The organism is Streptomyces sp. RK62 (assembly GCF_018070255.1).
GTDB lineage: Bacteria > Actinomycetota > Actinomycetes > Streptomycetales > Streptomycetaceae > Streptomyces > Streptomyces nigra.
Window position 1 is genome coordinate 111,150 of the sequence record NZ_JAGPYD010000002.1, and the last position, 24,701, is coordinate 135,850.

Annotated in this window: 29 protein-coding genes; 15 read left to right on the forward strand and 14 right to left on the reverse strand. The window is 71.4% G+C overall.

All coding sequences use genetic code 11. From position 1 onward, the window contains the following. Positions 1 to 22: 22 nt before the first annotated feature. A complete protein-coding gene (locus KBY32_RS04255; protein WP_055624139.1) occupies positions 23 to 991 on the reverse strand; it encodes a diacylglycerol kinase family protein in 969 nt (322 codons plus the stop codon). Positions 992 to 1,178: 187 nt separating this feature from the next. On the opposite strand from KBY32_RS04255, the gene KBY32_RS04260 reads away from it, so the two are divergent. Then, positions 1,179 to 1,634 (forward strand): hypothetical protein, encoded by a 456-nt coding sequence (locus tag KBY32_RS04260; protein WP_115507591.1) that lies wholly within the window; start codon positions 1,179 to 1,181, stop codon positions 1,632 to 1,634. A 24-nt stretch (positions 1,635 to 1,658) separates the two neighbouring features. Here the strand turns inward: KBY32_RS04260 and KBY32_RS04265 are convergent, their stop codons facing one another. The 3 genes from KBY32_RS04265 to KBY32_RS04275 all read right to left on the reverse strand — a co-directional run bounded on the left by KBY32_RS04265 (position 1,659) and on the right by KBY32_RS04275 (position 3,749). Beyond that, positions 1,659 to 2,786 (reverse strand): RNA polymerase sigma factor SigF, encoded by a 1,128-nt coding sequence (locus KBY32_RS04265; RefSeq protein WP_079033811.1) that lies wholly within the window; start codon positions 2,784 to 2,786, stop codon positions 1,659 to 1,661. 17 nt (positions 2,787 to 2,803) lie between these two features. Continuing rightward, positions 2,804 to 3,217 carry a hypothetical protein gene (locus KBY32_RS04270; protein WP_055624136.1) on the reverse strand — a complete coding sequence of 138 codons (414 nt, stop codon included), beginning with the start codon at positions 3,215 to 3,217 and terminating at the stop codon, positions 2,804 to 2,806. Between the two features lie 271 nt (positions 3,218 to 3,488). Further along, positions 3,489 to 3,749, reverse strand: coding sequence for a UBP-type zinc finger domain-containing protein (locus KBY32_RS04275; RefSeq protein ID WP_055624135.1), 261 nt, complete (start codon positions 3,747 to 3,749; stop codon positions 3,489 to 3,491). A gap of 135 nt (positions 3,750 to 3,884) precedes the next feature. On the opposite strand from KBY32_RS04275, the gene KBY32_RS04280 reads away from it, so the two are divergent. Then, on the forward strand, positions 3,885 to 5,480 hold the full coding sequence (locus KBY32_RS04280; RefSeq protein ID WP_210978935.1) for a Na+/H+ antiporter: 1,596 nt from the start codon (positions 3,885 to 3,887) through the stop codon (positions 5,478 to 5,480). Positions 5,481 to 5,484: 4 nt separating this feature from the next. Here KBY32_RS04280 and KBY32_RS04285 read toward each other — a convergent pair whose 3' ends face one another. Together KBY32_RS04285 and KBY32_RS04290 are read right to left on the reverse strand one after the other, a co-directional pair. Then, positions 5,485 to 6,405, reverse strand: coding sequence for a 1-aminocyclopropane-1-carboxylate deaminase/D-cysteine desulfhydrase (locus tag KBY32_RS04285; protein WP_055624133.1), 921 nt, complete (start codon positions 6,403 to 6,405; stop codon positions 5,485 to 5,487). Between the two features lie 27 nt (positions 6,406 to 6,432). Then, positions 6,433 to 7,023: an N-acetylmuramoyl-L-alanine amidase gene (locus KBY32_RS04290; protein WP_181890392.1), complete on the reverse strand. Its 591-nt coding sequence runs from the start codon at positions 7,021 to 7,023 to the stop codon at positions 6,433 to 6,435. A 302-nt stretch (positions 7,024 to 7,325) separates the two neighbouring features. Here KBY32_RS04290 and KBY32_RS04295 point away from each other — a divergent pair, with 302 nt between their 5' ends. The 3 genes from KBY32_RS04295 to KBY32_RS04305 all read left to right on the forward strand — a co-directional run bounded on the left by KBY32_RS04295 (position 7,326) and on the right by KBY32_RS04305 (position 10,829). Next, positions 7,326 to 8,732, forward strand: a complete 1,407-nt coding sequence (locus KBY32_RS04295) for a family 2B encapsulin nanocompartment shell protein (protein ID WP_210978936.1) — start codon at positions 7,326 to 7,328, stop codon at positions 8,730 to 8,732. Between the two features lie 123 nt (positions 8,733 to 8,855). Beyond that, the gene (locus KBY32_RS04300; RefSeq protein ID WP_210978937.1) at positions 8,856 to 9,983 is read left to right on the forward strand and encodes a family 2 encapsulin nanocompartment cargo protein polyprenyl transferase; all 1,128 of its coding nucleotides are present in this window, start codon (positions 8,856 to 8,858) and stop codon (positions 9,981 to 9,983) included. 252 nt (positions 9,984 to 10,235) lie between these two features. Continuing rightward, a complete protein-coding gene (locus tag KBY32_RS04305) occupies positions 10,236 to 10,829 on the forward strand; it encodes an N-acetyltransferase (protein ID WP_210978938.1) in 594 nt (197 codons plus the stop codon). A 19-nt stretch (positions 10,830 to 10,848) separates the two neighbouring features. On the opposite strand, the gene KBY32_RS04310 is transcribed toward KBY32_RS04305, so the two are convergent. Beyond that, positions 10,849 to 11,439 (reverse strand): TetR/AcrR family transcriptional regulator, encoded by a 591-nt coding sequence (locus KBY32_RS04310; RefSeq protein WP_210978939.1) that lies wholly within the window; start codon positions 11,437 to 11,439, stop codon positions 10,849 to 10,851. Positions 11,440 to 11,573: 134 nt separating this feature from the next. Here KBY32_RS04310 and KBY32_RS04315 point away from each other — a divergent pair, with 134 nt between their 5' ends. From KBY32_RS04315 to KBY32_RS04330, 4 genes are read left to right on the forward strand one after another with little or no spacing between them, the layout of a single operon-like run. Continuing rightward, entirely contained in the window at positions 11,574 to 12,158 is a 585-nt protein-coding gene (locus KBY32_RS04315; protein WP_210978940.1) for a dihydrofolate reductase family protein, read from the forward strand. A gap of 26 nt (positions 12,159 to 12,184) precedes the next feature. Beyond that, positions 12,185 to 12,466: a hypothetical protein gene (locus KBY32_RS04320; protein WP_210978941.1), complete on the forward strand. Its 282-nt coding sequence runs from the start codon at positions 12,185 to 12,187 to the stop codon at positions 12,464 to 12,466. A 44-nt stretch (positions 12,467 to 12,510) separates the two neighbouring features. Continuing rightward, positions 12,511 to 12,843 carry a DUF952 domain-containing protein gene (locus tag KBY32_RS04325; RefSeq protein ID WP_055624126.1) on the forward strand — a complete coding sequence of 111 codons (333 nt, stop codon included), beginning with the start codon at positions 12,511 to 12,513 and terminating at the stop codon, positions 12,841 to 12,843. Next, entirely contained in the window at positions 12,840 to 13,052 is a 213-nt protein-coding gene (locus KBY32_RS04330; RefSeq protein WP_247689122.1) for a hypothetical protein, read from the forward strand. Before KBY32_RS04325 ends, KBY32_RS04330 begins: the two co-directional genes overlap by 4 nt. Here KBY32_RS04330 and KBY32_RS04335 read toward each other — a convergent pair. The 3 genes from KBY32_RS04335 to sodN form a co-directional block, all read right to left on the reverse strand. Beyond that, the gene (locus tag KBY32_RS04335) at positions 13,039 to 13,779 is read right to left on the reverse strand and encodes a VOC family protein (protein WP_210978943.1); all 741 of its coding nucleotides are present in this window, start codon (positions 13,777 to 13,779) and stop codon (positions 13,039 to 13,041) included. The two genes, KBY32_RS04330 and KBY32_RS04335, sit on opposite strands and share 14 nt — an antisense overlap. A 28-nt stretch (positions 13,780 to 13,807) precedes the next feature. Beyond that, complete coding sequence (locus tag KBY32_RS04340) at positions 13,808 to 15,364, reverse strand: glycosyltransferase family 39 protein (protein WP_210978944.1); 1,557 nt, start codon at positions 15,362 to 15,364, stop codon at positions 13,808 to 13,810. Between the two features lie 170 nt (positions 15,365 to 15,534). Beyond that, a complete protein-coding gene (gene sodN / locus KBY32_RS04345; RefSeq protein ID WP_020123534.1) occupies positions 15,535 to 15,930 on the reverse strand; it encodes a superoxide dismutase, Ni in 396 nt (131 codons plus the stop codon). Between the two features lie 145 nt (positions 15,931 to 16,075). Here sodN and sodX point away from each other — a divergent pair, with 145 nt between their 5' ends. Beyond that, on the forward strand, positions 16,076 to 16,510 hold the full coding sequence (sodX, locus tag KBY32_RS04350) for a nickel-type superoxide dismutase maturation protease (RefSeq protein ID WP_055624180.1): 435 nt from the start codon (positions 16,076 to 16,078) through the stop codon (positions 16,508 to 16,510). Here sodX and KBY32_RS04355 read toward each other — a convergent pair. Further along, complete coding sequence (locus KBY32_RS04355) at positions 16,414 to 17,043, reverse strand: ABATE domain-containing protein (RefSeq protein WP_055624123.1); 630 nt, start codon at positions 17,041 to 17,043, stop codon at positions 16,414 to 16,416. The genes sodX and KBY32_RS04355 overlap by 97 nt on opposite strands. 98 nt (positions 17,044 to 17,141) lie before the next feature. Here KBY32_RS04355 and KBY32_RS04360 point away from each other — a divergent pair, with 98 nt between their 5' ends. After that, the gene (locus KBY32_RS04360; RefSeq protein ID WP_210978945.1) at positions 17,142 to 17,918 is read left to right on the forward strand and encodes a trans-aconitate 2-methyltransferase; all 777 of its coding nucleotides are present in this window, start codon (positions 17,142 to 17,144) and stop codon (positions 17,916 to 17,918) included. 71 nt (positions 17,919 to 17,989) lie between these two features. Here the strand turns inward: KBY32_RS04360 and KBY32_RS04365 are convergent, their stop codons facing one another. Genes KBY32_RS04365 through KBY32_RS04375 form a run of 3 tightly spaced genes read right to left on the reverse strand, consistent with a single transcriptional unit; the run spans position 17,990 to position 20,681 of the window. Continuing rightward, on the reverse strand, positions 17,990 to 18,751 hold the full coding sequence (locus KBY32_RS04365) for an amino acid ABC transporter ATP-binding protein (protein WP_055624121.1): 762 nt from the start codon (positions 18,749 to 18,751) through the stop codon (positions 17,990 to 17,992). Then, complete coding sequence (locus KBY32_RS04370; protein WP_210978946.1) at positions 18,748 to 19,692, reverse strand: amino acid ABC transporter permease; 945 nt, start codon at positions 19,690 to 19,692, stop codon at positions 18,748 to 18,750. Before KBY32_RS04370 ends, KBY32_RS04365 begins: the two co-directional genes overlap by 4 nt. Before the next feature lie 35 nt (positions 19,693 to 19,727). Continuing rightward, positions 19,728 to 20,681, reverse strand: coding sequence for an ABC transporter substrate-binding protein (locus tag KBY32_RS04375; RefSeq protein WP_210978947.1), 954 nt, complete (start codon positions 20,679 to 20,681; stop codon positions 19,728 to 19,730). Between the two features lie 653 nt (positions 20,682 to 21,334). Here KBY32_RS04375 and KBY32_RS04380 point away from each other — a divergent pair. From KBY32_RS04380 to KBY32_RS04395, 4 genes are all read left to right on the forward strand, one after another. Then, complete coding sequence (locus KBY32_RS04380) at positions 21,335 to 22,558, forward strand: NADP-dependent malic enzyme (RefSeq protein WP_055624118.1); 1,224 nt, start codon at positions 21,335 to 21,337, stop codon at positions 22,556 to 22,558. Between the two features lie 241 nt (positions 22,559 to 22,799). Beyond that, positions 22,800 to 23,762: a zinc-binding dehydrogenase gene (locus KBY32_RS04385; protein ID WP_055624117.1), complete on the forward strand. Its 963-nt coding sequence runs from the start codon at positions 22,800 to 22,802 to the stop codon at positions 23,760 to 23,762. Positions 23,763 to 23,887: 125 nt separating this feature from the next. Beyond that, positions 23,888 to 24,097, forward strand: a complete 210-nt coding sequence (locus KBY32_RS04390; RefSeq protein ID WP_055624179.1) for a helix-turn-helix domain-containing protein — start codon at positions 23,888 to 23,890, stop codon at positions 24,095 to 24,097. Then, a complete protein-coding gene (locus tag KBY32_RS04395; protein ID WP_055624116.1) occupies positions 24,097 to 24,660 on the forward strand; it encodes a Clp protease N-terminal domain-containing protein in 564 nt (187 codons plus the stop codon). The genes KBY32_RS04390 and KBY32_RS04395 overlap by 1 nt, the downstream gene beginning before the upstream one ends. The last annotated feature ends 41 nt before the right edge of the window (positions 24,661 to 24,701 follow it).

Sequence of the window (24,701 nt, forward strand, 5' to 3'; positions counted from 1 at the left end):
AAAGGACTTTCGCCCGTTCCGCTCACACAATCACACGCAGTGCACGGCGTACGCCTGTGAACGTCACGCTCGTACGCAGCCCCAGGTGGTCGCCGTCCATCTGAAGGGGCAGGGGCACCTTCGAATGCAAGGTGAACCGGTCCAGGTCGTGCAGGGAGACGGCGTGCTTGCCATGGGGTCCCCGCTCGGGGGACGAAGTGAGCAACTGGGTCGCATACCGGGCAACCGCGACCGTGGACATGCGGCTGAGACCGAGTACGTCGAGCCCGGTATCGAACGAGGCCTTAGGTGCCGCGTACACGGGACGATTGAGCAGATACGTCCATGGAGCGGTGTTGCAGACGATGGACAGCACCAAATCGGTCACCGGGTCCGCCCCCGGCCGCTCCAGCGTGATCGTGCCGTGCCGGCGGTTGGGCTCCTGGAGGAACTGACGCGCCACCTGGCGCAGATACAGCGCGTGCGTGGACTTCCGGCCCTGCTCACGCTGCTGCTCGACCCGGCCGACGACCCCCGCGTCGAAGCCGAGCCCCGCGCAGAAGGTGAACCAGCGGCCCGGCACGGCCTCGTCGGCGGTGCCCGGGGTGCCGGCGGCTATGCCCATGCCGACCGTGCGCTCGCTGCCCTCGCGCAGGGCGTCCAGCAGGGCGCCGGTCGCCTCCACGGCGTCGTTGGGCAGGCCGAGGGCGCGGGCGAAGACGTTGGTGGAGCCGCCCGGGACCACCGCGAGACGCGGCAGGTTCTCCGGGTCGGGGCCCTTGTGCAGCAGACCGTTGACGACCTCGTTCACGGTGCCGTCGCCGCCGAGGGCGACCACCAGGTCGATGTCGTCGCTGTCCGCCGCCTGCCGGCCCAGGTCGCGCGCATGGCCGCGGTACTCGGTGGTGACCGCCTCCAGCTTCATCTCGCTGGCGAGCGCATGGATCAGGACATCGCGCGTACGTGCGCTTGTGGTGGTTGCCGCCGGATTGACCACGAGAAGTGCACGCATGACTGGCAGCGTACCTACTGGGGGGTACCGGGCACAGGTCGAGGTGGGGATCTCCCGGGAGAACCCGCGTGAGCCTCGACACGAGAAAACGGGGGACGGCGGGGGATCGGGAGGCCCGGGCCGGGGCACCGCGATGAAGGTGACCTCGGCCGAAAAGCGGCCCCGGGCCGAGGGCTACCCTTCAGGGGTGACCAAGCAGCAGACCCCCGAGACCCCCGCTCCCGAGGAAACCGCCGGTCCGCGCCCGCGGCGGCTCACCTACGCCGCCGTGCTCACCGCCCTGGAAGGGCTGGGACTGGCCGTCGGCGGCGTCTGGGTGCTGGTGCTGGGACTGACCGGGGACCCGGACGACCGGGGGCAGGCCGTCACGCTCGGGATCACCCTCGTCGTCCTCGCCCTGCTGCCGCTGCTCGCCGCGCGCGGACTGTTCGCCCTGCGCAGCTGGAGCCGGGGACCGTCCGTGATCACCCAGATCCTGGCGCTGCCGGTGGCCTACAGCCTGCTGCAGGCCGACAGCATCGCCATCCCGGTGGGGATCGCCCTGGCCGCCGCCGCGATCGCCACGCTCGTCTTCCTGGTCAGCCCTTCGACCACACAGGCCCTCGGCATCCGCCGGCCCGGCGCCGAACCCGACGAGAGCTGACCCGGCGGGGCCGACCGGCGACGGTCACTCCTCGACCAGCAGCTTCTCCCGCAGCTGTGCCAGCGTGCGCGCCAGCAGCCGGGAGACGTGCATCTGCGAGATGCCGACCTCCTGCGCGATCTGCGACTGGGTCATGTTGCCGAAGAAGCGCAGCAGCAGGATCCGCTTCTCGCGCGGCGGGAGATCCTCCAGCAGCGGCTTGAGCGACTCGCGGTACTCGACGCCCTCCAGCGCCTCGTCCTCCGCGCCCAGGGTGTCCGCGACCGCCGGGGACTCGTCGTCGGTGTCGGGGACGTCCAGCGACAGCGTGGAGTAGGCGTTGGCCGACTCCAGGCCTTCCAGGACCTCCTCCTCCGAGATCGCCAGCTTCTCGGCGAGCTCGTGGACGGTGGGGGAGCGGCCGTGCAGCTGGGACAGCTCGGCGGTGGCCGTCGTCAGCGCGAGGCGCAGCTCCTGCAGCCGGCGCGGGACGCGCACCGCCCAGCCCTTGTCCCGGAAATGCCGCTTGATCTCGCCGACGACCGTCGGGGTCGCGTACGTGGAGAACTCCACGCCGCGGTCCGGGTCGAACCGGTCGACCGACTTGATCAGCCCGATGGTGGCGACCTGGGTGAGGTCGTCGAGCGGCTCGCCGCGATTGCGGAAGCGGCGCGCGAGGTGCTCCACGAGCGGCAGATGCATCCGGACCAGCCGGTTGCGCAGCTCCGCGTACTCCGGGGTGCCGTCCTGCAGGCCGCGCAGCTCGACGAACAGGGCGCGCGCCCCGCTGCGGTCCTGCGGGTCGTGGCGTGTGGCCTGCGCGCCGCGCGCGCTCGTCGGCCGTTCCTCGGCGTATCGCTCGTGCTCGCTCATCGTCCCCGTAGCCCTCTCCCGAGCCCTCGCCGCCGGCCGGGCCGGGGAGACCCCGATGCGCCCGGCCGGCGGCGTGCCCTGCACGGCACCGTCGTCATCCCGCCCGTCGGCCAGGAGGCCGGTCGCCACGGAGTCGTCCTCCGGGTGTGGCCGGGCCTGCTCGGGGATGCCGTCGATGCCGTCCGCCATGCGGCGGGAACCGCTCGGGCCGCTCGGGCCCGCCCCCAGGCTCCCGGCTCCGTCGGAGCAGGGGGAGGTGCCTTCCGGCAGCTCCCGTGTGCCGCGCTCTTCGTCCCGCACCGGCCCGTCCCCGTCCCTCACGCCGGCCCGGGTCCCGCGCCGCGCTGTTTGTAGAGGCTGATCGACACGGTCTTGTCCTCGTCCACCGCCGAGGACACCTTGCCGGCGAGGGCCGAGAGCACGGTCCAGGCGAAGGTGTCGCGGGACGGGGCGTGGCCGTCCGTGGTCGGGGCCGAGACGGTGACCTCCAGCGAGTCGTCGACGAGGCGGAAGACGCAGCTGAGCACCGAGCCGGGCACGGCCTGCTGCAGCAGGATCGCGCAGGCCTCGTCCACCGCGATGCGAAGGTCCTCGATCTCGTCGAGGGTGAAGTCCAAACGGGCGGCGAGGCCGGCAGTCGCCGTACGCAGCACCGACAGGTAGGCACCCGCAGCCGGCAGCCGGACTTCCACGAAGTCCTGGGTCACGGGCTCGCCTGCGATCTGGGACACCCTCACCTCCAAGGTGGTACAAGCTTCTCGGGGCCGAGGGTCGCCCCCCGGGGTAACGCGATCTGTGGTTCAGCGGTGACGCTATCGCGCTTCGAAGTTTCCTGTCCCCAGGACCCCAACCCCTTGCTGTCACTCATAGTAAACACACGGATACGCTCCGTGGCTAGGGGGTCTGCGGGCCCAATTGGGAAGAGCGCGCGCCGGTTTGACGTACCCAGACGTCAGACGGTCGAACCGTCGGGCCACCGGCGTCGTCCAGCCTACGTCCCCGTCACACCAGAACGTGGTCCACGAAGCACCAGCGCCAGCGCTCGCCGGGCTCGAAGGTCCGCATGACCGGGTGCCCGGACTCCTTGTGGTGCCCGGTGGCATGGCGCCCGGGCGAGGAGTCGCAGCAGCCGATGTGGCCGCAGGTGAGGCAGATCCTCAGCTGGACCGGGTGCGTGCCCTCCGCCAGACACTCCGGACATGTCTCGCTCAGCGGCTCGGGTTCCGGGTGCGGCAGCCCGTCGGCGTGCGTGCACTGTTTCATGATTGCCAGGTTACGACGGCCGCGCGTGGCCCCGCGCGGGACAATCATGGCCGGGAGGCGCGGACGGCCGCCGTCCCCGGACACGGCGAGCGGGCGCGGGCGAGCGCCGGCGACGGACGAGGGTGGGCGAGAAGCATGGACGTGATGCCGCTGCTGTTGCTGGTGGCGGGCAGTGCCGCGGTCGCCGCGCTCGGCCGGCGGGTCCCGGTGCCGGCGCCCCTGCTGCTGGTCGCCGCCGGACTCGTGGTGTCGTTCGTGCCGGGCGTGCCCGACTACACGCTCGACCCGCACATCGTGCTGCCGCTGATCCTGCCGCCGCTGCTGTACACGGCGGCCACCGACAGCTCCTACCTCGACCTGCGCGCGCAGCTGCGGCCCGTGGCGCTGCTGTCCGTGGGGTACGTCCTGTTCGCCACCGTCGTGGTCGGCTACGCGGCCTATCTGCTCGTCCCCGGGCTCCCGCTGACCGCGGCGCTGGTGCTGGGCGCGGTCGTGGCGCCACCCGACGCGGTCGCGGCGACGGCCGTCGCCCGCCGGGTCGGCCTGCCGTCCCGGATCACCACGATCCTCCAGGGCGAGTCCCTGGTGAACGACGCCACCGCGATCACCGCCTACCGGGTGGCCGTCGCGGCGGCCGTCGGCGAGGGTGCCACCTGGCTCGGCGGTATCGGCGAGTTTCTGCTGGCCGCGGTCGGCGGTGTGGTCGTCGGACTGGTCCTGATGGTGCCGATCCACTGGCTGCGCACCCATCTGAAGGAGGCGCTGCTCCAGAACACGCTGTCGTTGCTCACCCCGTTCGTGGCGTACGCGCTCGCCGAGCAGGTGCACGCCTCCGGTGTGCTCGCCGTCGTGGTCGTCGCCCTCTATCTCGGGCACCGCGCGTGGGAGGTCGACTTCGCGACCCGGCTCCAGGAGGAGGCGGTGTGGAAGATGGTCGCCTTCGTGCTGGAGTCGGCGGTGTTCGCCCTGATCGGCCTGCAGCTGCCGGTCGTCCTCAAGGCCCTCGGCGCCTACGAGGGCAAAACGGCCGCCTGGTACGCGCTCGCCCTGTTCGTCGTCGTCGTCGTGTCCCGCTTCGCCTGGGTGTATCCGGCGACCTTCCTGCCGCGGATGCTCTCGGCCCGGATCAGGGAACGCGAGGACGACCCGACCTGGAAGGGGCCGTTCGTCATCTCCTGGGCGGGGATGCGGGGCGTGGTCTCCCTCGCCATCGCCTTCTCCATCCCGCTGACGATGCACGACGGCCGGCCGTTCCCCGAGCGCAACCTCATCCTGTTCCTCACCTTCACGACCGTGATCGGCACGCTCGTCGTGCAGGGCGTGACGCTGCCCGCCCTGATCCGCCTGCTGAAGCTGCCGGGCCGCGATCCCCAGGCCGAGACCCTCGCCGAGGCCAACGCCCAGGCGCAGGCGTCCCGCGCCGCCGAGGAACGCCTGCGGGAACTGCTCGCCGACGAGCGCAACGCCCTTCCCGAACCCCTCGTCGAGCGGCTGCGGGCGGTCCTGGAACGCCGCCGCAACTCCGTCTGGGAACGCCTCGGCCAGGCCAACCCGATCACCGGCGAGTCCGTCGACGACACCTACCGGCGCCTGGTCCGGGAGACGATCGGCGCCGAACGCGCCGTCTTCGTCAAACTGCGCGACGGCCGCTACATCGACGACGAGATGCTGCGCACCCTGCTGCGCAGACTCGACCTGGAGGAGGCCGCGGCCTACCGCGAGCAGGGCTGAGCGGTCAGCTGATTCCGGGGAGCGGCGCGCCGGTGACGACGGCCGCGACCGTCGTCCCGCGCGCGAAGGCGCCCTCCTCGGCGAGGGCCACGACCGCGTACAGCATTTTGGCCACATAGAGCCGCTCGACGGGCAGCCCGTGGCGGTCCTCGAAGTCGGCCGCGAAGGACTCCAGTGCGGGCGTCGTACGCGCGTACCCGCCGAAGTGGAACCGCTCGTCGAGCGACCAGTCGCCGCGCGGACCCCCGAACGCCGCCGTCTGCAGGGCGCGGACCTCGGCGCCGAGGAAGCCGCCCTTCAGGACCGGCACGCCGAGCGCCCGCGCGCCGGCGCCCAGCCCGGCGGCCAGGCCCGCCAGGGTGCCGCCCGTGCCGCACGCCACCGCGATCACGTCGGCCCGACCGCGCAGCTCCTCGCCGAGCGCCCGGCAGCCCTGGACGGCGAGAGCGTTGCTGCCGCCCTCCGGTACGACGTAGGCGTCCTGGGCGCCCGCCGCGCGCAGCACCGCGGCGAGCGTCGAGGGTTCGGACTTCCGCCGGTACGTCGACCGGTCGACGAAGTGCAGTCGCATCCCGTCGGCCACGCACCGGGCCAGCGAGGGGTTGAGGGGACGCCCCGCCAGCTCCTGGCCGCGCACCACGCCGACCGTGGGCAGGCCGAGGAGACGGCCCGCCGCCGCCGTGGCCCGCAGATGGTTCGAGTAGGCACCGCCGAAGGTGGCGACCGTCCGTCCCGCCGCGGCCGTCAGGTTCGGCGCGAGCTTGCGCCACTTGTTGCCGATCAGCTCCGGGTGGATCAGGTCGTCCCGCTTGAGCAGCAGCCGCACACCGTGCCGCGCCAGCCGCCCGTCCGCCGACTCGCACAGCGGCGAGGGCAGCCGCGGCCGCAGGGCGGCGAGGTCGGGTACGGCGTCACGGCTGGTCACCCGGCCATTGTGACCGGCGCGGGGCCGCTACTTCAGCCGCTCCCGGACCCGCCCGCGCAAGGACGCCATCGTGAACCCGCGCGGATCGACCTTCCCGGGCTGCCACTCCAGGTGCCCGATCACCGAGCGTTCGTTCCAGCCGTGATGCCGGCAGACCGCCGCCGACACGCGCGCGATCGCGTCGAGCTGCGCCTCGGGCCAGGGGTCCTTGCCGTCGCCGAGGTTCTCGCACTCGAAGCCGTAGAAGTGGCGGTTGCCGTCGGTGTTCGCCTCGTTGTCCGGCGGCAGGGTCTTCTCCGCGATGACCGCGCGCAGGACGTCGTCGTCGCCGAGCCCCGCGTGGTTGGCGCGGCCGTAGCCGACCAGATGGACCTTGCCGTCCTTGGTGATCACGCCGTGGCAGAGCGGGCCTGGCAGCCCCTCGTAGCCCTTGCGGCAGAGCTCGACCGTGGCCGCGCTGCCCTTGGTCACCGTGTGATGGATCATCACGCCGTGCACGGGGCCCCACGGCCCCACGTGGTTGCGGTTGTGGTGCTCCCAGTCGCCGACCTCGACGACCGTCACGCCCTCCGCGCGCAGCCTCTGCAGGAATCTGCTCGCGGACATGGGTGTGGCCATGTACGCCTCCTCGCGCCGTGGGGCGGCCGCCGGATGCGACCGCCTCGTACCGGTCCTTTACCGGAAACGGAAGAAAGGACTCCTTGCCGCTCGCCCCGTCGTACGGCGAGCGAGCCGTTTCAGCCAGTCCGGAGGGCCGGTACGGGTCGACAGAAGACCACCATCTGCCCAGCGGGACCGTGATCCATTCCCGCTCGTTCGGGTAATAGCACCAACACGTTCCGTGATGAAAGCCTGGTCAGGCAGATCGCTACGCGTGGCGTCAGGACGGCGCCGGTGCACGACCGGGAGGGCAATTCCATATGTCGGTAGGCGAAGAGGTCCGTACGGAGCAGGCCAAGACACAGCAGAGTCTCGGCACGGCGGCCGCACGGAACCTGGCCACCACGACCAAGTCCGCGCCCCAGATGCAGGAGATCAGCTCCCGCTGGCTGCTGCGCATGCTGCCCTGGGTCAATGTGCAGGGCGGCACGTACCGGGTGAACCGGCGGCTGACGTACGCCGTGGGGGACGGCCGCGTCACGTTCGTGAAGACCGGCGACCGCGTCGAGGTCATCCCCGCCGAGCTGGGTGAGCTGCCGGCGCTGCGCTCCTTCGAGGACGAGGACGTGCTCTCCGAGCTCGCCCAGCGGTGCGCGCAGCGGGAGTTCGCGTCGGGCCAGGTCATCGCCTCGTTCGGCAGCCCGACGGACGCGGTGTACCTGCTGGCGCACGGCAGGGTCGAGAAGATCGGCACCGGCCCCTACGGGGAGGACGAGTCGCTGGGCGTCCTCGCCGACGGCGCCTACCTAGGCGAGGCGGCGCTGCTCGACCCCGACGCCATCTGGGAGTACACGGCCCGCACGATCACCGCGTGCACCGTCCTGGTGCTCGACCGCCGGGACTTCGAGCAGGTCGCGGAGCGCTCCGAGTCGCTGCGCGAGCACCTGGAGGAGCTGCGGTCGATCCCGGCGCAGCGCACCAACAAGTACGGCGAGAAGGAGGTCGACCTCGCGGCCGGCCACAGCGGCGAGCCGGACATCCCGCACACCTTCGTCGACTACGAACCCCGGCCCCGCGAGTACGAACTGAGCATCGCCCAGACCGTGCTGCGCATCCACACGCGTGTGGCCGACCTCTACAACCAGCCGATGAACCAGACCGAGCAGCAGCTGCGGCTCACCGTGGAGGCCCTGAAGGAGCGCCAGGAGCACGAGCTGGTCAACAACCGCGAGTTCGGCCTGCTCCACAACTGCGAGTACGACCAGCGGCTCCAGCCGCACGACGGTGTGCCCAGCCCCGACGACCTGGACGAACTGCTCAGCCGGCGGCGCGGCACCAAGATGCTCCTCGCCCACCCGCGTGCGATCTCCGCGTTCGGACGCGAGCTGAACAAGCGCGGACTGGTCCCGGAGACCATCGACATGTCCGGCAACCGCATCCCCACCTGGCGGGGCGTGCCGATCTTCCCCTGCAACAAGATCCCGGTCACCGAGGCCCGGACGACCTCGATCATCGCGCTGCGCACCGGCGAGGCGGAGCAGGGCGTCATCGGCCTCCAGCAGGCCGGCATCCCCGACGAGATCGAGCCGAGCCTGTCGTGCCGCTTCATGGGCATCAACGAACAGGCCATCATCAAGTACCTGGTGACGGCGTACTACTCGGCGGCGGTACTGGTCCCGGACGCGCTGGGTGTCCTGGAGAACGTCGAGATCGGCCGTTGGCGATGACCTCCGCAGCCGGTACGCCGTGTTCCGCACACGCCGCTTGGGTAGACCCACGGCGTAGGCGTCCAGCTGGAACGGAAGGGCCACCGTGGGCCGACTCATCGAGGCGAGGCCGTGGGTGAGTTCATGACGGAGACACAGCACCGCCCCGCCGGGGTCCCGCTCGCCACCGAGCCGCCCGAGGGGCGGGGGCCCGTCGTAACCGGCCGGGCCGGCCCGCCGGGACCGGCCGACACGCCGGAGGCGGCGGTGATCCTGGAGCGCACCCGGGCGTCCGTCGACCCCGAGATGCGGGCGGCGGTCGAGTCGCTGCCGCCCTCGATGCGCAGGATCGCGGGCTACCACTTCGGCTGGACCGACCCGGACGGCACCCCGGCCTCGGGCGGCGCGGGCAAGGCGATCCGGCCCGCCCTCGTCCTCACCGCCGCGGCCGCGCTCGGCGGACCGCGGGCCCGGGCGGCCGCCCTCAGAGCGGCCGTCGCGGTGGAACTGGTCCACAACTTCACGCTGTTGCACGACGACGTGATGGACCGCGACACCACACGCCGGCACCGGCCCACCGCCTGGACCGTGTTCGGCGACGCCGACGCGATCCTCGCCGGTGACGCCCTGCAGGCGCTGGCGCTGCGCCTGCTCGCCGACGACCCGCATCCGGCGTCCGCCAAGGCCGCGTCCCGGCTCGCCGACTGCGTGGTCGAACTGTGCGCCGGGCAGCACGCCGACACCGCGCTGGAGAAGCGGCGCCCCACCGAGGTCACCCTCGACGAGGTGCTCGCCATGGCCGAGGCCAAGACCGGCGCGCTCCTCGGCTGCGCCTGCGCCCTCGGGGCGCTGTACGCGGGCGCCGGCGACGGCGGGGTACGGGCGATGGACGCGTTCGGCCGTGAGGCCGGGCTCGCGTTCCAGCTCATCGACGACGTGATCGGCATATGGGGCGACCCGAGCCGGACCGGCAAGCCGGTCGGCGCGGACCTCGCCGCCCGCAAGAAGTCCCTGCCCGTCGTCGCGGCGCTCACCTCGGGCGGCCCGGCCGCCCAGGAGCTGGCCGCGCTCTACGAGGCGCCCTACGACCAGGAGGACCTGCAGCGGACCGTGCTCGCCGTGGAGCGGGCCGGCGGCCGCGACTGGGCGCAGGCCCAGGCCGCGGACCGGATGGCCCGTGCCGTACAGGCGCTCGCCCGCGCGGTGCCCGAACCGGAGGAGGCGGGGGGACTGCTGGCGCTGGCCGAGTTCGTGACCCGGCGCAGCGCCTGAGACCCGCGGTGGCCGCCGCGGAATCGAGGACCCCGGAGCCATCGGGGCCGTACGGCTCCTGACCCCGTACGGCACCACCGTGGCTCCGGCCCGGCGGGTCCCGCACATCCCCACGGTGTGCGGGGCCCGCCTTCACATCGGGCGCCTCTGCGTGGCGAGCCGCATGGATCGCGTCAAAGTCGTCCCCGGTGCGCCATCGCGGCACCAACCGCCCTACGATCAAGGCCGGTTGAGACGAAGGGGCGCGGACTCATGGGCGTGGCGATCCGGACGGCGGGCGAGGCGGACCGGGAGCTGGTGGTGGGGCTGCTGGACGCGGCCTTCCAGGACGACCCGGTCAGCAGCTGGGTCTTCCCGGGCAGGGAGCACCGCCGGACCACGCACCCGAAGCTGATGGCCGCTTTCACCGACGTCGTGCTGGCCCACGGCCGGATCGACCTCACCGAGGACGGCACGGCCTGCGCGCTGTGGATGTCCGTCCCCGCCGACGCGCCCGAGCAGGACGACGAGGGGCCCGCGCAACTGCGGGCCGAGGTCGACCCGGACAACGAGCGCGTCGAGCTGATCGGCCGGCTCACCGCCGGCGTCCACCCGGCCGGACGGGCCCACGAGTACCTGTGGATGATCGCCGCGGCTCCCGGGCGGCAGGGGCAGGGCCTGGGCACCGCCCTCATCACCTCCGTCCTCGACCGCTGCGACCGGGACGGCGTCGGCGCCTATCTGGAGGCCAGCAGTGCCCGCAGCCGGGTGCTGTACGAACGCCTCGGCTTCGCCCTGGAGGGCCGCCGCCTCGACCTTCCGGACGGCCCCCCGATGTGGCCGATGTGGCGAGAGCCGCGCGGCTGATCGAGAGAACCCCCTCTGGCTACGCCTCCGGCACCACCGTCGCCGTGATCCGCTCCACCAGCCCGTCCGGGACGGACACCCCGGGGAGGACGCCGTCCAGGACGTCCGGCAGGGTCAGGTGCTCCAGGAGCAGGCCGAGCATCGCCAGATAGAGCACGGTGACGACCTCGTCGCCGCCGGGCAGCCCGGCGGAGCGGTGGAAGGCGAGGGCCTCGTCGAGGTCGCCGCGCACCGACTTGGTGAACGAGGCGCGCAGTTCGGGGCGCCGGGACGCCTCCAGGCGCATCTCCAGCAGCGCCAGATACCCGGTGCGGTCGCGGGTGGCCCGGCCCATCAGGTCGTGCATGAACGCGGTGACGAGCGAGCGGTCCTTCGGCCGTGCGAGCAGCCCGGCGAGGACCTCCGGCTCCGGCGCGAGCCGTGTGTGCAGCCGGGCGTCGATCTGCCGGAGCAGGTCCTCACGGTCGGTGAAGTAGTTGGAGGCGGTGCCGACCGGCACCCCGGCCTCGGCGTCCACCGCCCGGAACGTCAGCCCCCGCGCCCCTTCACGCGCCAGCAACTCGACGCCCGCGTCGACGAGAGCGGCCCGCCGCTCCGGGTTACCCGCCATGCGGAATCCCCTCCCTCACTTGAAGCCCTCATGGAACAGCACGGGAAAAGCACTTGTAACCACTACAGCCGGAGTACTACAACTGAAGCACTACAACCGAAGTGGTTGCGGTCAGCCTACGAAAAGAGACCGGCTTGCGAAAGCTCACCTACTTCATCGCCTGCTCCCTCGACGGCTTCATCGGGGACCCGGCCGGCGACGCCACGGACATGTTCCGTTTCGTGGACGAGGAGTTCCTGGCCTTCCTCATGGAGCGGTACCCGGAGACGGTGTCCACCCCCGGCCGCCGCGCCCTCGGCCTCGACCACCTCGAGAACGTGCGGTTCGACACGGTCGTCCAGGGGCGGGGCAGCTACGACGAGGGGCTGAAGGAGGGCATCACCAGCCCCTACGCCCATCTGCGCCAGTACGTCGCCTCGCGCTCCCTGGCCGAGTCCCCGGACCCGGACGTCGCGCTGATCAGGGACGACGTCGTCGGCACCGTCCGCGCCCTGAAGGCGGAGGAGGGCGGACTGGACATCTACCTGTGCGGCGGCTCGCAGCTCGCCGGCGAGCTGATCGACGAGATCGACGAACTCGTCATCAAGAGCTACCCCGTCGTCTACGGGACTGGCATGCCGATGTTCGGCTCGGGCTCCGCCGTCACCGACTTCGCGCTCGACGAGATCCGCGCCTTCAAGAACGGCATCGTGGTTCGTACGTACAGCAGGAAGCGCTGAGCGGCGCGCCGCCCTACCCTGGGGACATGGGCAGCGAACAGCACGTCTGTCCCGACTGCGGACAGCCCGTCGAAACGGTCGTCCGGCGTCACAAGACGCTGGGCGCATGGGTCCCCACATGGGTTCCCGGTCCCTGCCGGAACCCCGACTGCGCGGCGCATTCCGAAGGCGCCGCCGAGCAGCAGCACGACCGGCCCGCCCGGCCCGGTGAGCCCGCCGCGTCCGGTGAGCCCGCCGCGTCCGGTGGGCCGACCCCGCCCGGGAGCCCGGCCGCGTCACCCGAGAAGACCACCGCGACCGAATCCTGACCGGCGGCGAGGAGCGGTTCCGCCCCGGACCGTACGCTCGCCGTATGTCCGAACACACGTACATCCTCCACCTCACGGAGCGCTCGCTCTGGGAGGCCGCCCGCGAGCGCGGCGCCTACGAGATCTCCACCCGTGGCCGCACGCTGCAGGAGGAGGGCTTCATCCACTGCTCGACCCGCGCCCAGCTCCCCAAGGTCGCCGCCTTCCTCTACGGCACCTACGACGGGCCGGACGATCTCGTGGTGCTGGTCGTCGACCCCGAGCGGCTGGACGTGCCGCTGCGCTACGAGGCGGTGGAGCCGGGCGGTGAGGAGTTCCCGCACGTGTACGGGCCGCTGCCGGTCGGCGCCGTGGTCGACGTGGAGCGGTGGAGGTGACGCGGCGGCGGCCATGGCGGTGGATCGTGGCGGCCTGGCTGGTCCTGGTGGCCGTCGCGGGCGGGGCGACGCTGTGGCTGCAGGACACGGGACGGCCGCCGGGGCGGTACGGCTGGGAGAACGCGACGCCGAGCACGTCACCGCCGCCGGAGTGCCCCTCGCCCGCGGACGGAAGCGTGGACGTCCTCTGCATCGTCAGCGGGCGCTGAGCGCGCCCGTGCCCGGATCGCGTGCCGTCAGGCAGTAGACACCGCCCGCCGGGTCCCGCAGCACCGTCCAGTGTGCGCCGTCGGCGACGAAGAGGGCGCCCAGTTCCTCGTGCCGGGCGCGGGTCGCCGCGATGTCCGCGCAGGCGAGGTCGACATGGGCGGAGGGCGGGCGTTCCTCGCCGAGCCGCTGGAGCAGGATCCGGACGGGCAGCCCGGCCGGGGGCAGCAGTACGTGGAACTCGGGGAGCGAGCCGGGCGCCGACGCCCAGCCGTCCAGCAGGGCGCCGAAGAAGGCGACTTCGGCGTCGAACGCTGAGGGCGGCAGGTCCAGGCAGACCTGGTCGAGCCGGCTTCCGCGCACCACGGGCGGCCGGACCGACTCCCCGGCCCACGGCACCACGCAGAACGGCACCCCCGCGGGCGTACGCAGCACGGCCCACCCGTCGTGCTCGGCGACGAGTCCGGCACCGAGCTCCAGCGCGTCCGCCACGAACCCCCGTACGTCGTCCACGGCGAAGTCGAGATGCGCGCCCCCGGCCCCCGCGCCGACCCCCTGCACCTTCACACAGGCGTCCGCCCCGCCGCCCGGCACCAGGGTCACGAACTCGCCCAGCTCGCCCCGGAACTCGGACAGCCCGCTCCCCGTGACCGCCGCCCAGAAGGTGTGCGCCCGCTCGAACAGGGCGGCGGGCCGGTCGACGAAGGCGTAGGTCCAGCGGATGCTCATGGGGTGATCGTAGGCCGGGTCGCCGCTCTCACCGGGACGGTTTCCGCTCGTACACCGTCACCCGCCGCCCGCGCACCTGTATGTCCGTCACCACGGTGAAGTACCGCTTCAGCACGTCGGACTTGACCTCGTCCCGCTGTGCCGACACCGGCCGGGCCACCGCTGCCGCGTCCGTCACCAGCAGGATCCGCCGCTGGGCCAGCATCGCGGACCGTATCCGGGCGGGCGACGCCTCCTCGCCCTTCAGCGTCCCGGACTCCACCGGACCGCGCGCCAGCGCTATGTCCCGTACGCCCGCGAAGGCGTCCGGCGAGACCAGCGCGGTGTCCCGCCGGGCCGCCGGTACGAACACCACGGCGTCGCCGTCCTGTTTCATCCGCCGTACGTCGGCCGCCACCGCCAGCACGTCGTCCACGCGGCTCGCCGGGGACCGCTTGGCCAGCGACTGGGGGAGCAGCGCGGCCAGCGCCACGGCGACCGCCACCGGGACCAGCAGCGCCGACGCCCTCGGCAGCCGCGGCCGGAGCGCCCGTACGGCCGCCCCCAGCGCGGAGCCGATCAGCAGCGCCAGACCCAGCATCGAGAACAGCACATAGCGGTCCAGGAAGAGCGGCTTCACCAAGGAGACACCGGCGAGCAGGAGTTGGGGCACCGCCAGCAGCGGCAGCCCCACGGCCGACGCCGAGAGCCGCCCGGCGCGCGGACGGTCCACCAGGCAGCCGAGCGTCCCGATCGCGACGAGGACCCCGGGGCCGATCAGCATGTGCCAGGTCAACGGCGGTATCCAGGAGACCTGTTCGGCCTGGCCGAGGCTGAACAGGATCAGCGGCAGCACGGCCGCGACGGCGAGCGCCGACGCCACCGCCCAGCGCACCAGGACCGCTCGTGGCGCCCGCACCCACACCAGGGTCACGAGATGCGCGGCGAGCATCAGCAGTGACAGCCAGTTGAGCAGCCCGCACACGGCGACCGCGACCGCGTAGCCGGCCCAGTGCCGGCGCCGGGCCCGCCCTTGGAGCGCGGTCACCAGCAGCACGGTCGCGACACCGGCCCCGGCGGTGACGAGTGCGTACGGGCGGCCCTCCTGGAGGTAGAACTGCACCGCCGGGAGCAGCCCGAGGGCCAGTCCGCCCGCCGGCCCGGCCCAGGCTCCGGACAGCCGCCGCCCGAGGTGGGTCACACACGCCGCCGCGACCGCCATGGCCAGCACCGAGGGGAGCCGCAGGGTCGTCGTGCCGCCGCCGAACCAGCCGAACAGGGCGTGCATCAGCAGGTAGTAGAGCCCGTGCACGGCGTCGACATGCTCCAGCATGTGCCCTATCGCGCCGCTGGAGCGCCGGGCCACCTGCCAGGTCGCGGCCTCGTCGCGCCAGACGCTGTCCTGCCGGGAGAGCCCCCAGAGCCCGAGGCCGACGGTCCACACCACGGGGACCACCCACAGGAACGGCCGTTCGGAGCGGCGGCGCGGAATCGGTTCCCCGGCGGGCGCTCCCGGGACGACGGGCGCCTCGGCGACGGCCGTAGGGCATGGTGCGGACAACGGTGTTCCCCCCGTGGATCGACATCTCGTCCACCGGGTGGACATGTCAGAACCTACGGGACCGCGCCGATCAAGAACCACCTCCGATACGGGTGAGTACTCTCACGGCCTCTCGGCGGAACCTGGGGCCACGCGCGGGAACCGACACCGAAGGGGCCCGTCCGGCGAACCGGCCGAGCCCCTTCGGAGGTCGGGAAACGACAAAAGGCCTGGGTTCAGGCCTTCTTGGTCTCCCAGAAGATCTTGTCGATCTGGGCGATGTAGTCCAGAGCCTTCTGGCCCGTCGCCGGGTCCGTCGACGCCTTGGCGGCCGAGAGGGCCTTCAGGGCGTCGTTGACCAGCTGGTGCAGCTCCGGGTACTTCTCGAAGTGCGGGGGCTTGAAGTAGTCGCTCCAGAGCACCGAGACGTGGTGCTTGGCCAGCTCGGCGCGCTGCTCCTTGATGACGGTGGCACGCGCCTGGAAGTGCGGGTCGTCGTTGGCGGCCATCTTCTCCTGGACGGCCTTCACCGACTCCGCCTCGATGCGGGCCTGGGCCGGGTCGTACACACCGCAGGGCAGGTCGCAGTGTGCGCTGACCTTGACCTTGGGGGCAAACAGGCGGGAAAGCATGGAGCATTCCTTCCTCGTGATCGTCTTCTCAGGTGGGACATTACTCCCTGCAAGACCGGATTTCGCGAGTGCCCCCGTGGGCTTAGGACAAAAGTCCAGGGTGAGACTGAGACTGGTGGAGGACCGTACCGGGGAGGTGCCGGGGATGCCGGAGTTGTCGCAGGAGACCGAGCGCGGGCGGGCCGGGCGGCCCTTCGGGTGGGCCGAGGTGACCGGTCCCTCCATGGTGCCCACGCTGTACCACGGCGATCTGCTCGTCGTGTCGCACCGGGGCCGGACCCGGCCCGGTGACGTCGTGGTCCTGCGCCATCCGTTCCAGCAGGACCTGCTGGTCGTCAAGCGCGCGGCCGAGCGCCGGGACGGCGGCTGGTGGGTGCTGGCCGACAACGCGTTCGCGGGCGGCGACAGCACCGACTACGGCGTCGTCCCGGACGAGCTGATCCTGGGCCGCGTACGGCTGCGGGTGCGGCCGCGCAAGCCCGGTCAGCGCTCGCCGTTCGCGAGGCTGCGCTGGGCGCTGTCGGCGGTGCGGCCGGTGCTGGCCGACCGGTCGGCCTCCAGGCGTTTGCGGGCCCGGTAGGCGGCGACGTTGGCGCGGGTCGCGCAGCGGTCCGAGCAGTAGCGCCGGGAGCGGTTGGTCGAGGTGTCCAGGTAGGCGTTGCGGCAGGGCGCCGCCTCGCACAGCCCCAGCCGGTCGACGCCGTACTCCGTCAGATGGAAGGCCAGGCCCATCGCGGCGATGGCCGCGTAGCCGGCGGTCGCGTTCGACGGATGGTCGGCGAGATGCATGTGCCACAGCGGGCGCCCGTCGTCGTCGCGGACGTCGTGCCCGGAGATCTGCGGGCTCACCGGGAACTCCAGGAGCAGGGCGTTCAGCAGGTTCACCGCGGTGGACTCGTCGCCGTCGTTCGCCGCCTCGAAGACCGACCGCAGGCGTGCGCGGACCGAGCGGAAGCGGGTGACGTCCGCGTCGGTGGCGCGGCGGGCCGCCTCCTGGCTGCCGCCGAAGAGGTCGCGGACGGCCTCGACCGAGGTCAGCGCATCCTTGCCCCGGGCCGGGTCCTCGCTGTTGACGAGCCGGACGGCGTAGTCCGAGTAATAGGCCAGTTCCACTTGTAGTCCTTACGGAGACGTTCTATCGTCGTCGTGCGGTCGGGTAATGGTCGATCGTGGATCCAGGGTATTACGCAATCGTGCGACGGAGGGGCTCGATGACGGACATGGACACCTCGGCCATCACGACCACCGCGGACTGGGGCGCCTGGCAGCGCAGCTGGGACCGGCAGCAGGAGTGGTACATGCCGGACCGCGAGGACCGCTTCCGGATCATGCTCGACATGGTCGAGGCCCTCGTCGGCCCGGCCCCGCGCGTGCTCGACCTCGCGTGCGGCACCGGAAGCATCTCGGCGCGGCTGCTCGCGCGGTTCCCCGAGGCCACCAGCACCGGCGTCGACCTCGACCCGGCGCTCCTGGCCATCGCCGAGGGCACCTTCGCGGGCGACGAGCGGATCTCGTTCGTCACGGCCGACCTCAAGGACCCCGACTGGCCGGCCCGGCTGCCGTACGACTCCTACGACGCCGTCCTGACCGCCACGGCCCTGCACTGGCTGCACCGTGAACCCCTCGTGGCCCTCTACGGTCAGGTCGCGGAGCTCGTCCGTGACGGCGGTGTCTTCATGAACGCGGACCACATGATCGACGACACGACGCCCCGGATCAACGCCGCCGAGCGCGCCCAGCGCCACGCCCGCATGGAACGCGCCAGGGCGGACGGCGTCCCCGACTGGTCCGAGTGGTGGCGGCTCGCGGCCGAGGACCCGGCCCTCGCCGGGCCGACGGCCCGCCGCTTCGAGATCTACGGCGACCACGCCGACGGCGACATGCCCCCGGCCGCCTGGCACGCCCGCGTCCTGCGCGAGCAGGGCTTCGGGGAGGCCCGGCCGGTCTGGTGCTCCCCGTCGGACACGCTGCTGCTGGCGCTGAAGTAGCACCCCGGACATGACGAGAGGGGCGGTACGGATGACCCGTACCGCCCCTCCGGTCCGTCTTCGGCCCTCGGTCAGAGCACCTTGGACAGGAACGCCTGCGTCCGCTCGTGCTGCGGGTTGGTCAGGACCTCCCGCGGATCGCCGGACTCGACGACCACACCGCCGTCCATGAAGACCAGGCTGTCGCCCACCTCGCGGGCGAAGCCCATCTCATGGGTGACGACGACCATCGTCATACCGGACTCGGCGAGGTCGCGCATGACGTCCAGGACGTCGCCGACCAGCTCCGGGTCGAGCGCCGAGGTGGGCTCGTCGAAGAGCATCAGCTTCGGGTCCATGGCGAGCGCGCGGGCGATCGCCACGCGCTGCTGCTGGCCGCCGGAGAGCTGCGAGGGGTAGTTCCCCGCCTTGTCGGCCAGGCCGACCCGGTCGAGGAGCTCGCGCGCCCGCTCCCGGGCCTGGGCGCGGGAGACGCCCTTGACCTGGATCGGCGCCTCGATGACGTTCTCCAGGGCCGTCATGTGCGGGAACAGGTTGAACCGCTGGAACACCATGCCGATGTCCCGGCGCTTCAGCGCGACCTCGCTGTCCTTGAGCTCGTACAGCTTGTCGCCCTTCTGGCGGTAGCCGACCAGCTCGCCGTCGACGTACAGCCGGCCGGCGTTGATCTTCTCCAGGTGGTTGATGCACCGCAGGAAGGTCGACTTGCCGGAACCCGACGGACCGATGAGGCAGAACACCTCACCCTGCTTGACCTCGAGGTCGATGCCCTTGAGGACCTCTACGGGGCCGAAGGACTTGTGGACGCCCTCGGCCTTGACCATGGCGGTCATGCGGTGCCTCCCGTCGACGAAGAGCGGTTGGACAGGGACAGCAGGTTCGCCTTGATCTTCTGGAACGGCGTCGCCGGCAGGGACCGGCTCGAACCGCGGGCGTAGTAGCGCTCCAGGTAGTACTGGCCGATGCTGAAGACCGAGGTCAGCAGCAGGTACCAGGCGGCCGCGAGGAACAGCATCTCGGCCGGGGCACCGGAGGTCTGGCCGATGTCCTGGGCCGCGCGCAGCAGCTCGGGATACTGGACGACCGAGACCAGCGAGGTCGTCTTCAGCATGTTGATGACCTCGTTGCCCGTGGGCGGCACGATCACGCGCATGGCCTGCGGGATGACGATGCGGCGCAGCGTCTTCACATGGCTCATGCCGAGGGCGTGCGAGGCCTCCGTCTGGCCCTCGTCGACCGCGAGCAGACCGGCGCGGCAGATCTCCGCCATGTACGCCGCCTCGTTGAGGCCGAGTCCGAGCAGCGCCGTCAGGAACGGCGTCATGAAGTCGGACCACTCGTTCTTGTAGAACGGGCCGAGGTTGATGTACTCGAAGACCAGGCCCAGGTTGAACCAGACGATGAGCTGGACCAGGACCGGGGTGCCGCGGAAGAACCAGATGTAGAACCACGCGATGGACGAGGTCACGGGGTTCTTGGACAGCCGCATCACGGCGAGCAGGACGCCGCCGATGATGCCGATCGCCATGGACAGGACCGTCAGCAGCAGCGTCTTGCCGACGCCGTCGAGGATGCGGTCGTCGAAGAAGTAGTCCGGGATCGCGCCCCAGTTGATCTTGCCCTGGGAGAAGGCGTAGACGATCGCGGCCAGGATGGCGATGGCCAGGACGGCGGAGACGTACCGCCCGTAGTGGCGGACCGGGATGGCCTTGATGGCCTCCGGACCGGCCGGCGGGGTGTCCGCCGGCCCGTCCTTCTTGTCGATGTCAGTCACAGGTGTTGCCTTTCAGTGCCCGCTGTCCGACGCGGTCACTTGCCGCCGTTGATGGTGGCTTCCTTCACGGCACCGTCCTCGACGCCCCACTTCTTGATGATCTTGTCGTACTCGCCGTTGTCGATGATCGCGTCGAGGGCGGCCTTGAGGGCGTCGCGCAGCTGGGTGTTGGTCTTGGCGACCGCGATGCCGTACGGGGCGGCCTCGACCTGCTCGCCGACCAGCTGGAAGTCGTTGCCGCCACCGGAGGTCTTCACGGCGTACGCGGCGACGGGGAAGTCGGACGAGCCGGCGGCGGCGCCGCCCGAGCGCAGGCGGGTCTGGGCCTGCTGGTCGTTGTCGAAGGCCTCGATGGTGATGGTCTTGCCACCGGAGCACTTCTTGGCCTCGGCCTTGGCCAGGTCCTCGGAGACCGTGCCGCGCTGCACGACGATCTTCTTGCCGCACAGGTCCGACCAGGTCTTGATGTCGGTGTTCTTGCCCTTCTGGGTGTAGATCGAGACACCGGCCGTGAAGTAGTCGACGAAGTCGACGCCCTCACCGACCTTCTTGCCGGTGTCCGAGTCGATGCCCTCCTGGCGGTCCTTGGTGTCCGTCATCGCCGACATGGCGATGTCGTAGCGCTTCGAGCGCAGACCGGTGATCAGGCTGTCGAAGGTGCCGTTCTCGAACTGGAACGTCACGCCGAGCTGCTTGCCCATGGCGGCGGCCAGGTCGGGGTCGATGCCGACCGTCTTGCCGGAGTCGTCCTTGAACTCGACCGGGGCGTACGCGATGTCCGAGCCGACCTTGATGACGCCCTTGTCGCGGATCGCCTGCGGCAGCTTGTCGGCGAGCGGTGCGGCGCTCTTCGAGCCCGTGCCCTCCGTGTTGCTGTCGGTCTGGTCACCGCAACCGGTGAGAATCAGTGCGCCTGCGACCGCGATCGAGCCGACCACTGCCAACCGGGAGCGAGCGGCGGTCGTACGACGGGTGGTGCGTGCGGTCATGGTGGGTTCCTCCGGCGGATGGGTGGAGTTGCCGATGGGGCGGGCGCCTGCCGGTGACCGGCAGGGGCCTGTGTTCCTCAGGTCGACGAGAGCACACGCCTTCGAGTGTCGCGACCCTGTGTGATTACGGCATCTTGCCATTCGGACTGGGCCATTCAGGGCGCCCGCCATGTCAAAATCGGATAACGGGTTACCCCCGAACCGCCGCGGGCCGGTCCACCCTGGCCGCACCTTCTACGGGAATCCATCCTTCCGGCCGGAAGATCTTCGGCGTTTCGCAGGATGCGGACCGGTCGTGTGTGGGGTACGTGAGGTTCAGTGACCGTCCATGGTGTTTGGTGATGATTGTCCGCCCATTTCGGCACGATTCACACCGGTGCCACCCTCACGTCGTGTCCGATTCGTATCCATGGGTGAGGAAGCCTCCCCATGCGTCATGTGATCTTGCACGTATTGGACTCGTCGCGGCGCGGTCCGTCCGGTAAGAAGGTTCTTTACACCCCTCATCCGGGGCTCAGGGCGCGTGTGCGGCGCGCCCGTCGTGTATGGGCCGTACGTCGTACGTATCAACGAGCAGGGCCATACGCGTCCCCGCCCACTTCTCACCAGGAGTGGTCCCACCCTCAACCATGATCATTTAAGGGGTCAGACAAGTGGCAGCGGAGATCGTCAATCCTCGCAGCGGGGGCAATACCGATCAGGACGGAGGGGTCGAGCCCCTCGATTCCTTCGATCCGGCATTCGCCCTGCACCGCGGCGGCAAGATGGCCGTGCAGGCCACCGTGCCGGTCCGCGACAAGGACGACCTGTCCCTGGCGTACACGCCCGGCGTCGCGAAAGTGTGCAGCGCGATCGCCGAGCAGCCGGAACTCGTCAACGACTACACGTGGAAGTCGTCCGTCGTCGCCGTCGTGACCGACGGCACGGCCGTGCTGGGGCTCGGTGACATCGGTCCCGAGGCCTCCCTCCCGGTGATGGAGGGCAAGGCCATTCTGTTCAAGCAGTTCGGCGGCGTGGACGCGGTCCCGATCGCCCTCGCCTGCACCGGCGTCGACGAGATCGTCGAGACCGTGGTGCGCCTCGCGCCGTCCTTCGGGGGAGTGAACCTCGAGGACATCTCGGCCCCCCGGTGCTTCGAGATCGAGCGCAAGCTGCAGGAGCGGCTCGACATCCCGGTCTTCCACGACGACCAGCACGGCACGGCCGTCGTGACGCTGGCGGCGCTGCGCAACGCGGCGCGGCTGACCGGCAAGGGACTCGCGGACCTGCGGGCCGTGATCTCCGGTGCCGGCGCGGCCGGTGTCGCCATCGCCCGGATGCTGGTCGAGGCCGGTATCGGCGATGTCGCCGTGGCCGACCGCAAGGGTGTCGTGTCGGCCGACCGGACCGATCTGACGGACGTCAAGCGCGAGGTGGCCGGGTTCACCAACAAGGCCGGCCTCACCGGCTCGCTGGAGTCGGCCCTGGCCGGCGCGGACGTGTTCATCGGCGTCTCCGGCGGCACGGTGCCCGAGGAGGCCGTCGCCTCGATGGCCGAGGGCGCCTTCGTGTTCGCCATGGCCAACCCGAACCCCGAGGTGCACCCCGAGGTCGCGCACAAGTACGCCGCGGTCGTCGCCACCGGCCGGTCGGACTTCCCGAACCAGATCAACAACGTGCTGGCCTTCCCCGGCATCTTCGCCGGCGCCCTCCAGGTGCGGGCCTCCCGGATCACCGAGGGCATGAAGATCGCCGCCGCCGAGGCGCTGGCCGGTGTCGTCGGTGACGACCTCGCCGCCGACTATGTGATCCCGTCGCCGTTCGACGAGCGTGTGGCTCCCGCGGTCACCGCGGCCGTCGCCGCCGCCGCCCGCGCCGAGGGCGTCGCGCGCCGCTGACCCCGGTATCGGCAGAACGACCCCGTCCGGCTGTCCGGGCGGGGTCGCTTTCGTCGGGGGGTGCATATCGGCGGGGTGGCTTGTCTCTTTACCCGTCCGCTCCGCCGTCCGGGTGACGGACGGGACCGGGCCCGGCGTGTCGCGCGAGGCTGCTCGCAGGGGCCCGGTGGCTTGGCAAGAGGGCGTGTCTCACAACGCCCCACCGTTCCGCCGGCCGGGCGCGGAGCCTATCGTCAAGGTCATGTTCGCCGTCTACGCCGCCCGAATCGACCGCGACCAGCCGCTCTCCGGCCTGGAGTTGGGGGACCGCCCGGCCCCCGAGGCCCGCCCCGGCTGGAGCACCATCGATGTCAGGGCCGCCTCCCTGAACCATCACGACCTCTGGTCCCTGCGGGGTGTGGGCCTCCCCGAGGAACGGCTGCCGATGATCCTCGGCTGCGACGCCGCCGGCGTCGACGAGGACGGCAACGAGGTCGTCCTGCACTCCGTCATCGGCCAGAGCGGGCACGGGGTCGGCCCCCGGGAGCCCCGCTCCATCCTCACCGAGCGCTACCAGGGCACCTTCGCCGAGCAGGTCGCCGTCCCGACCTGGAACGTCCTGCCCAAGCCCAAGGAGCTCTCCTTCGAGGAGGCCGCCTGCCTGCCCACCGCCTGGCTGACCGCGTACCGGATGCTGTTCACCAACGCCGGTGTACGGCCCGGCGACTCGGTGCTGGTGCAGGGCGCCGGCGGCGGTGTCGCCACGGCCGCGATCGTCCTCGGCAAGGCGGCGGGGCTGCGCGTCTTCGCCACCAGCCGGGACGAGGCCAAGCGCAAGCGCGCCCTGGAGCTGGGCGCCGTCGAGGCCGTGGAGTCGGGGGCCCGGCTCCCGCAGCGCGTCGACGCCGTGATCGAGACGGTCGGCGCCGCCACCTGGTCGCACTCCGTGAAGTCGCTGAAGCCGGGCGGCACGCTGGTCATCTCCGGCGCCACCAGCGGCGACCGGCCCTCCCACGCCGAGCTCACCCGGATCTTCTTCCTGGAGCTGAAGGTCGTCGGCTCCACCATGGGCACCAAGGACGAGCTGGAGGACCTGCTGTCCTTCTGCGCCGCGACCGGGGTACGCCCCGTGATCGACGAGGTGCTGCCGATGGACCGGGCCCGTGAGGGCTTCGAGCGGATGGCGTCCGGCGAGCAGTTCGGGAAGATCGTGCTCACCAACTGACCTTTGGCGTCGCGCCTTTCACGGCGGGTCCGGGCTCTGCTCCGGACCCGCCGTTCTTCATGTCCCCAGCGCCCGCATGTCAACTAGGGTTGACATCGCCCGACCTGTCAACCAATATTGACATCATGACCGAGGCAACGGATCTCGCCGAGCGGGCGGGAGATCGCGATCCAAGGGTGGGCCTGCGGGCCGTCGCCGCCCTGCGCCGGCTGCTGGAACAGCTGGAGGCGGTGCAGGTGCGCAGCGCGCGCAACCAAGGGTGGTCGTGGCAGGAGATCGCCGCGGAGCTCGGGGTCAGCAGGCAGGCCGTCCACAAGAAGCACGGGAGGCGTTGATGTTCGAACGGTTCACGAAGGACGCCCGCGCGGTGGTGACGGGCGCGGTCGAGCACGCCGAGCGGGACGAGGCGCCGGCCGTCGGGCCCGAGCATCTGCTGCTCGCGCTGCTGGACCGGGAGGGCGGCCGGGCGTCGTTCGCCCTGGCGTCGCTCGGCGGCGGAGCATGGCTCGACTCCGTACGCCGGGCGCTCGGCGAGGCCCGCCGACGGGGCGGGCTGTCGCAGGCCGAAACCGACGCGCTCGCCGGACTCGGGATCGACGTCACGGAGATCGTCGCCCGGGTCGAGGAGGCGCACGGCGTAGGGGCGCTGGCCGGGGACCGTCGCGGCCGGGGCGGCTGGTCCGGGCACCGTCCGTTCAGCAAGGACGCCAAGGATGTGCTGACGCGGTCGCTGCGCATGGCCGTCGCCCGCCGGGACCGGTACATCGGCGACGAGCATCTGCTGCTGGCCCTGACCAGCCGCCCCGGCGTCCCCGCCGAGGCCCTCGCCGACCACGGCGTGACCCATGAGTCCGTCACCCGCGTGCTGTACGGCGGACCGGAGTCCAAGGCCGGCTGAGGAGCGCTGCGGGGAAGGCCGGGCCGGGCGGTGGGGCCGTA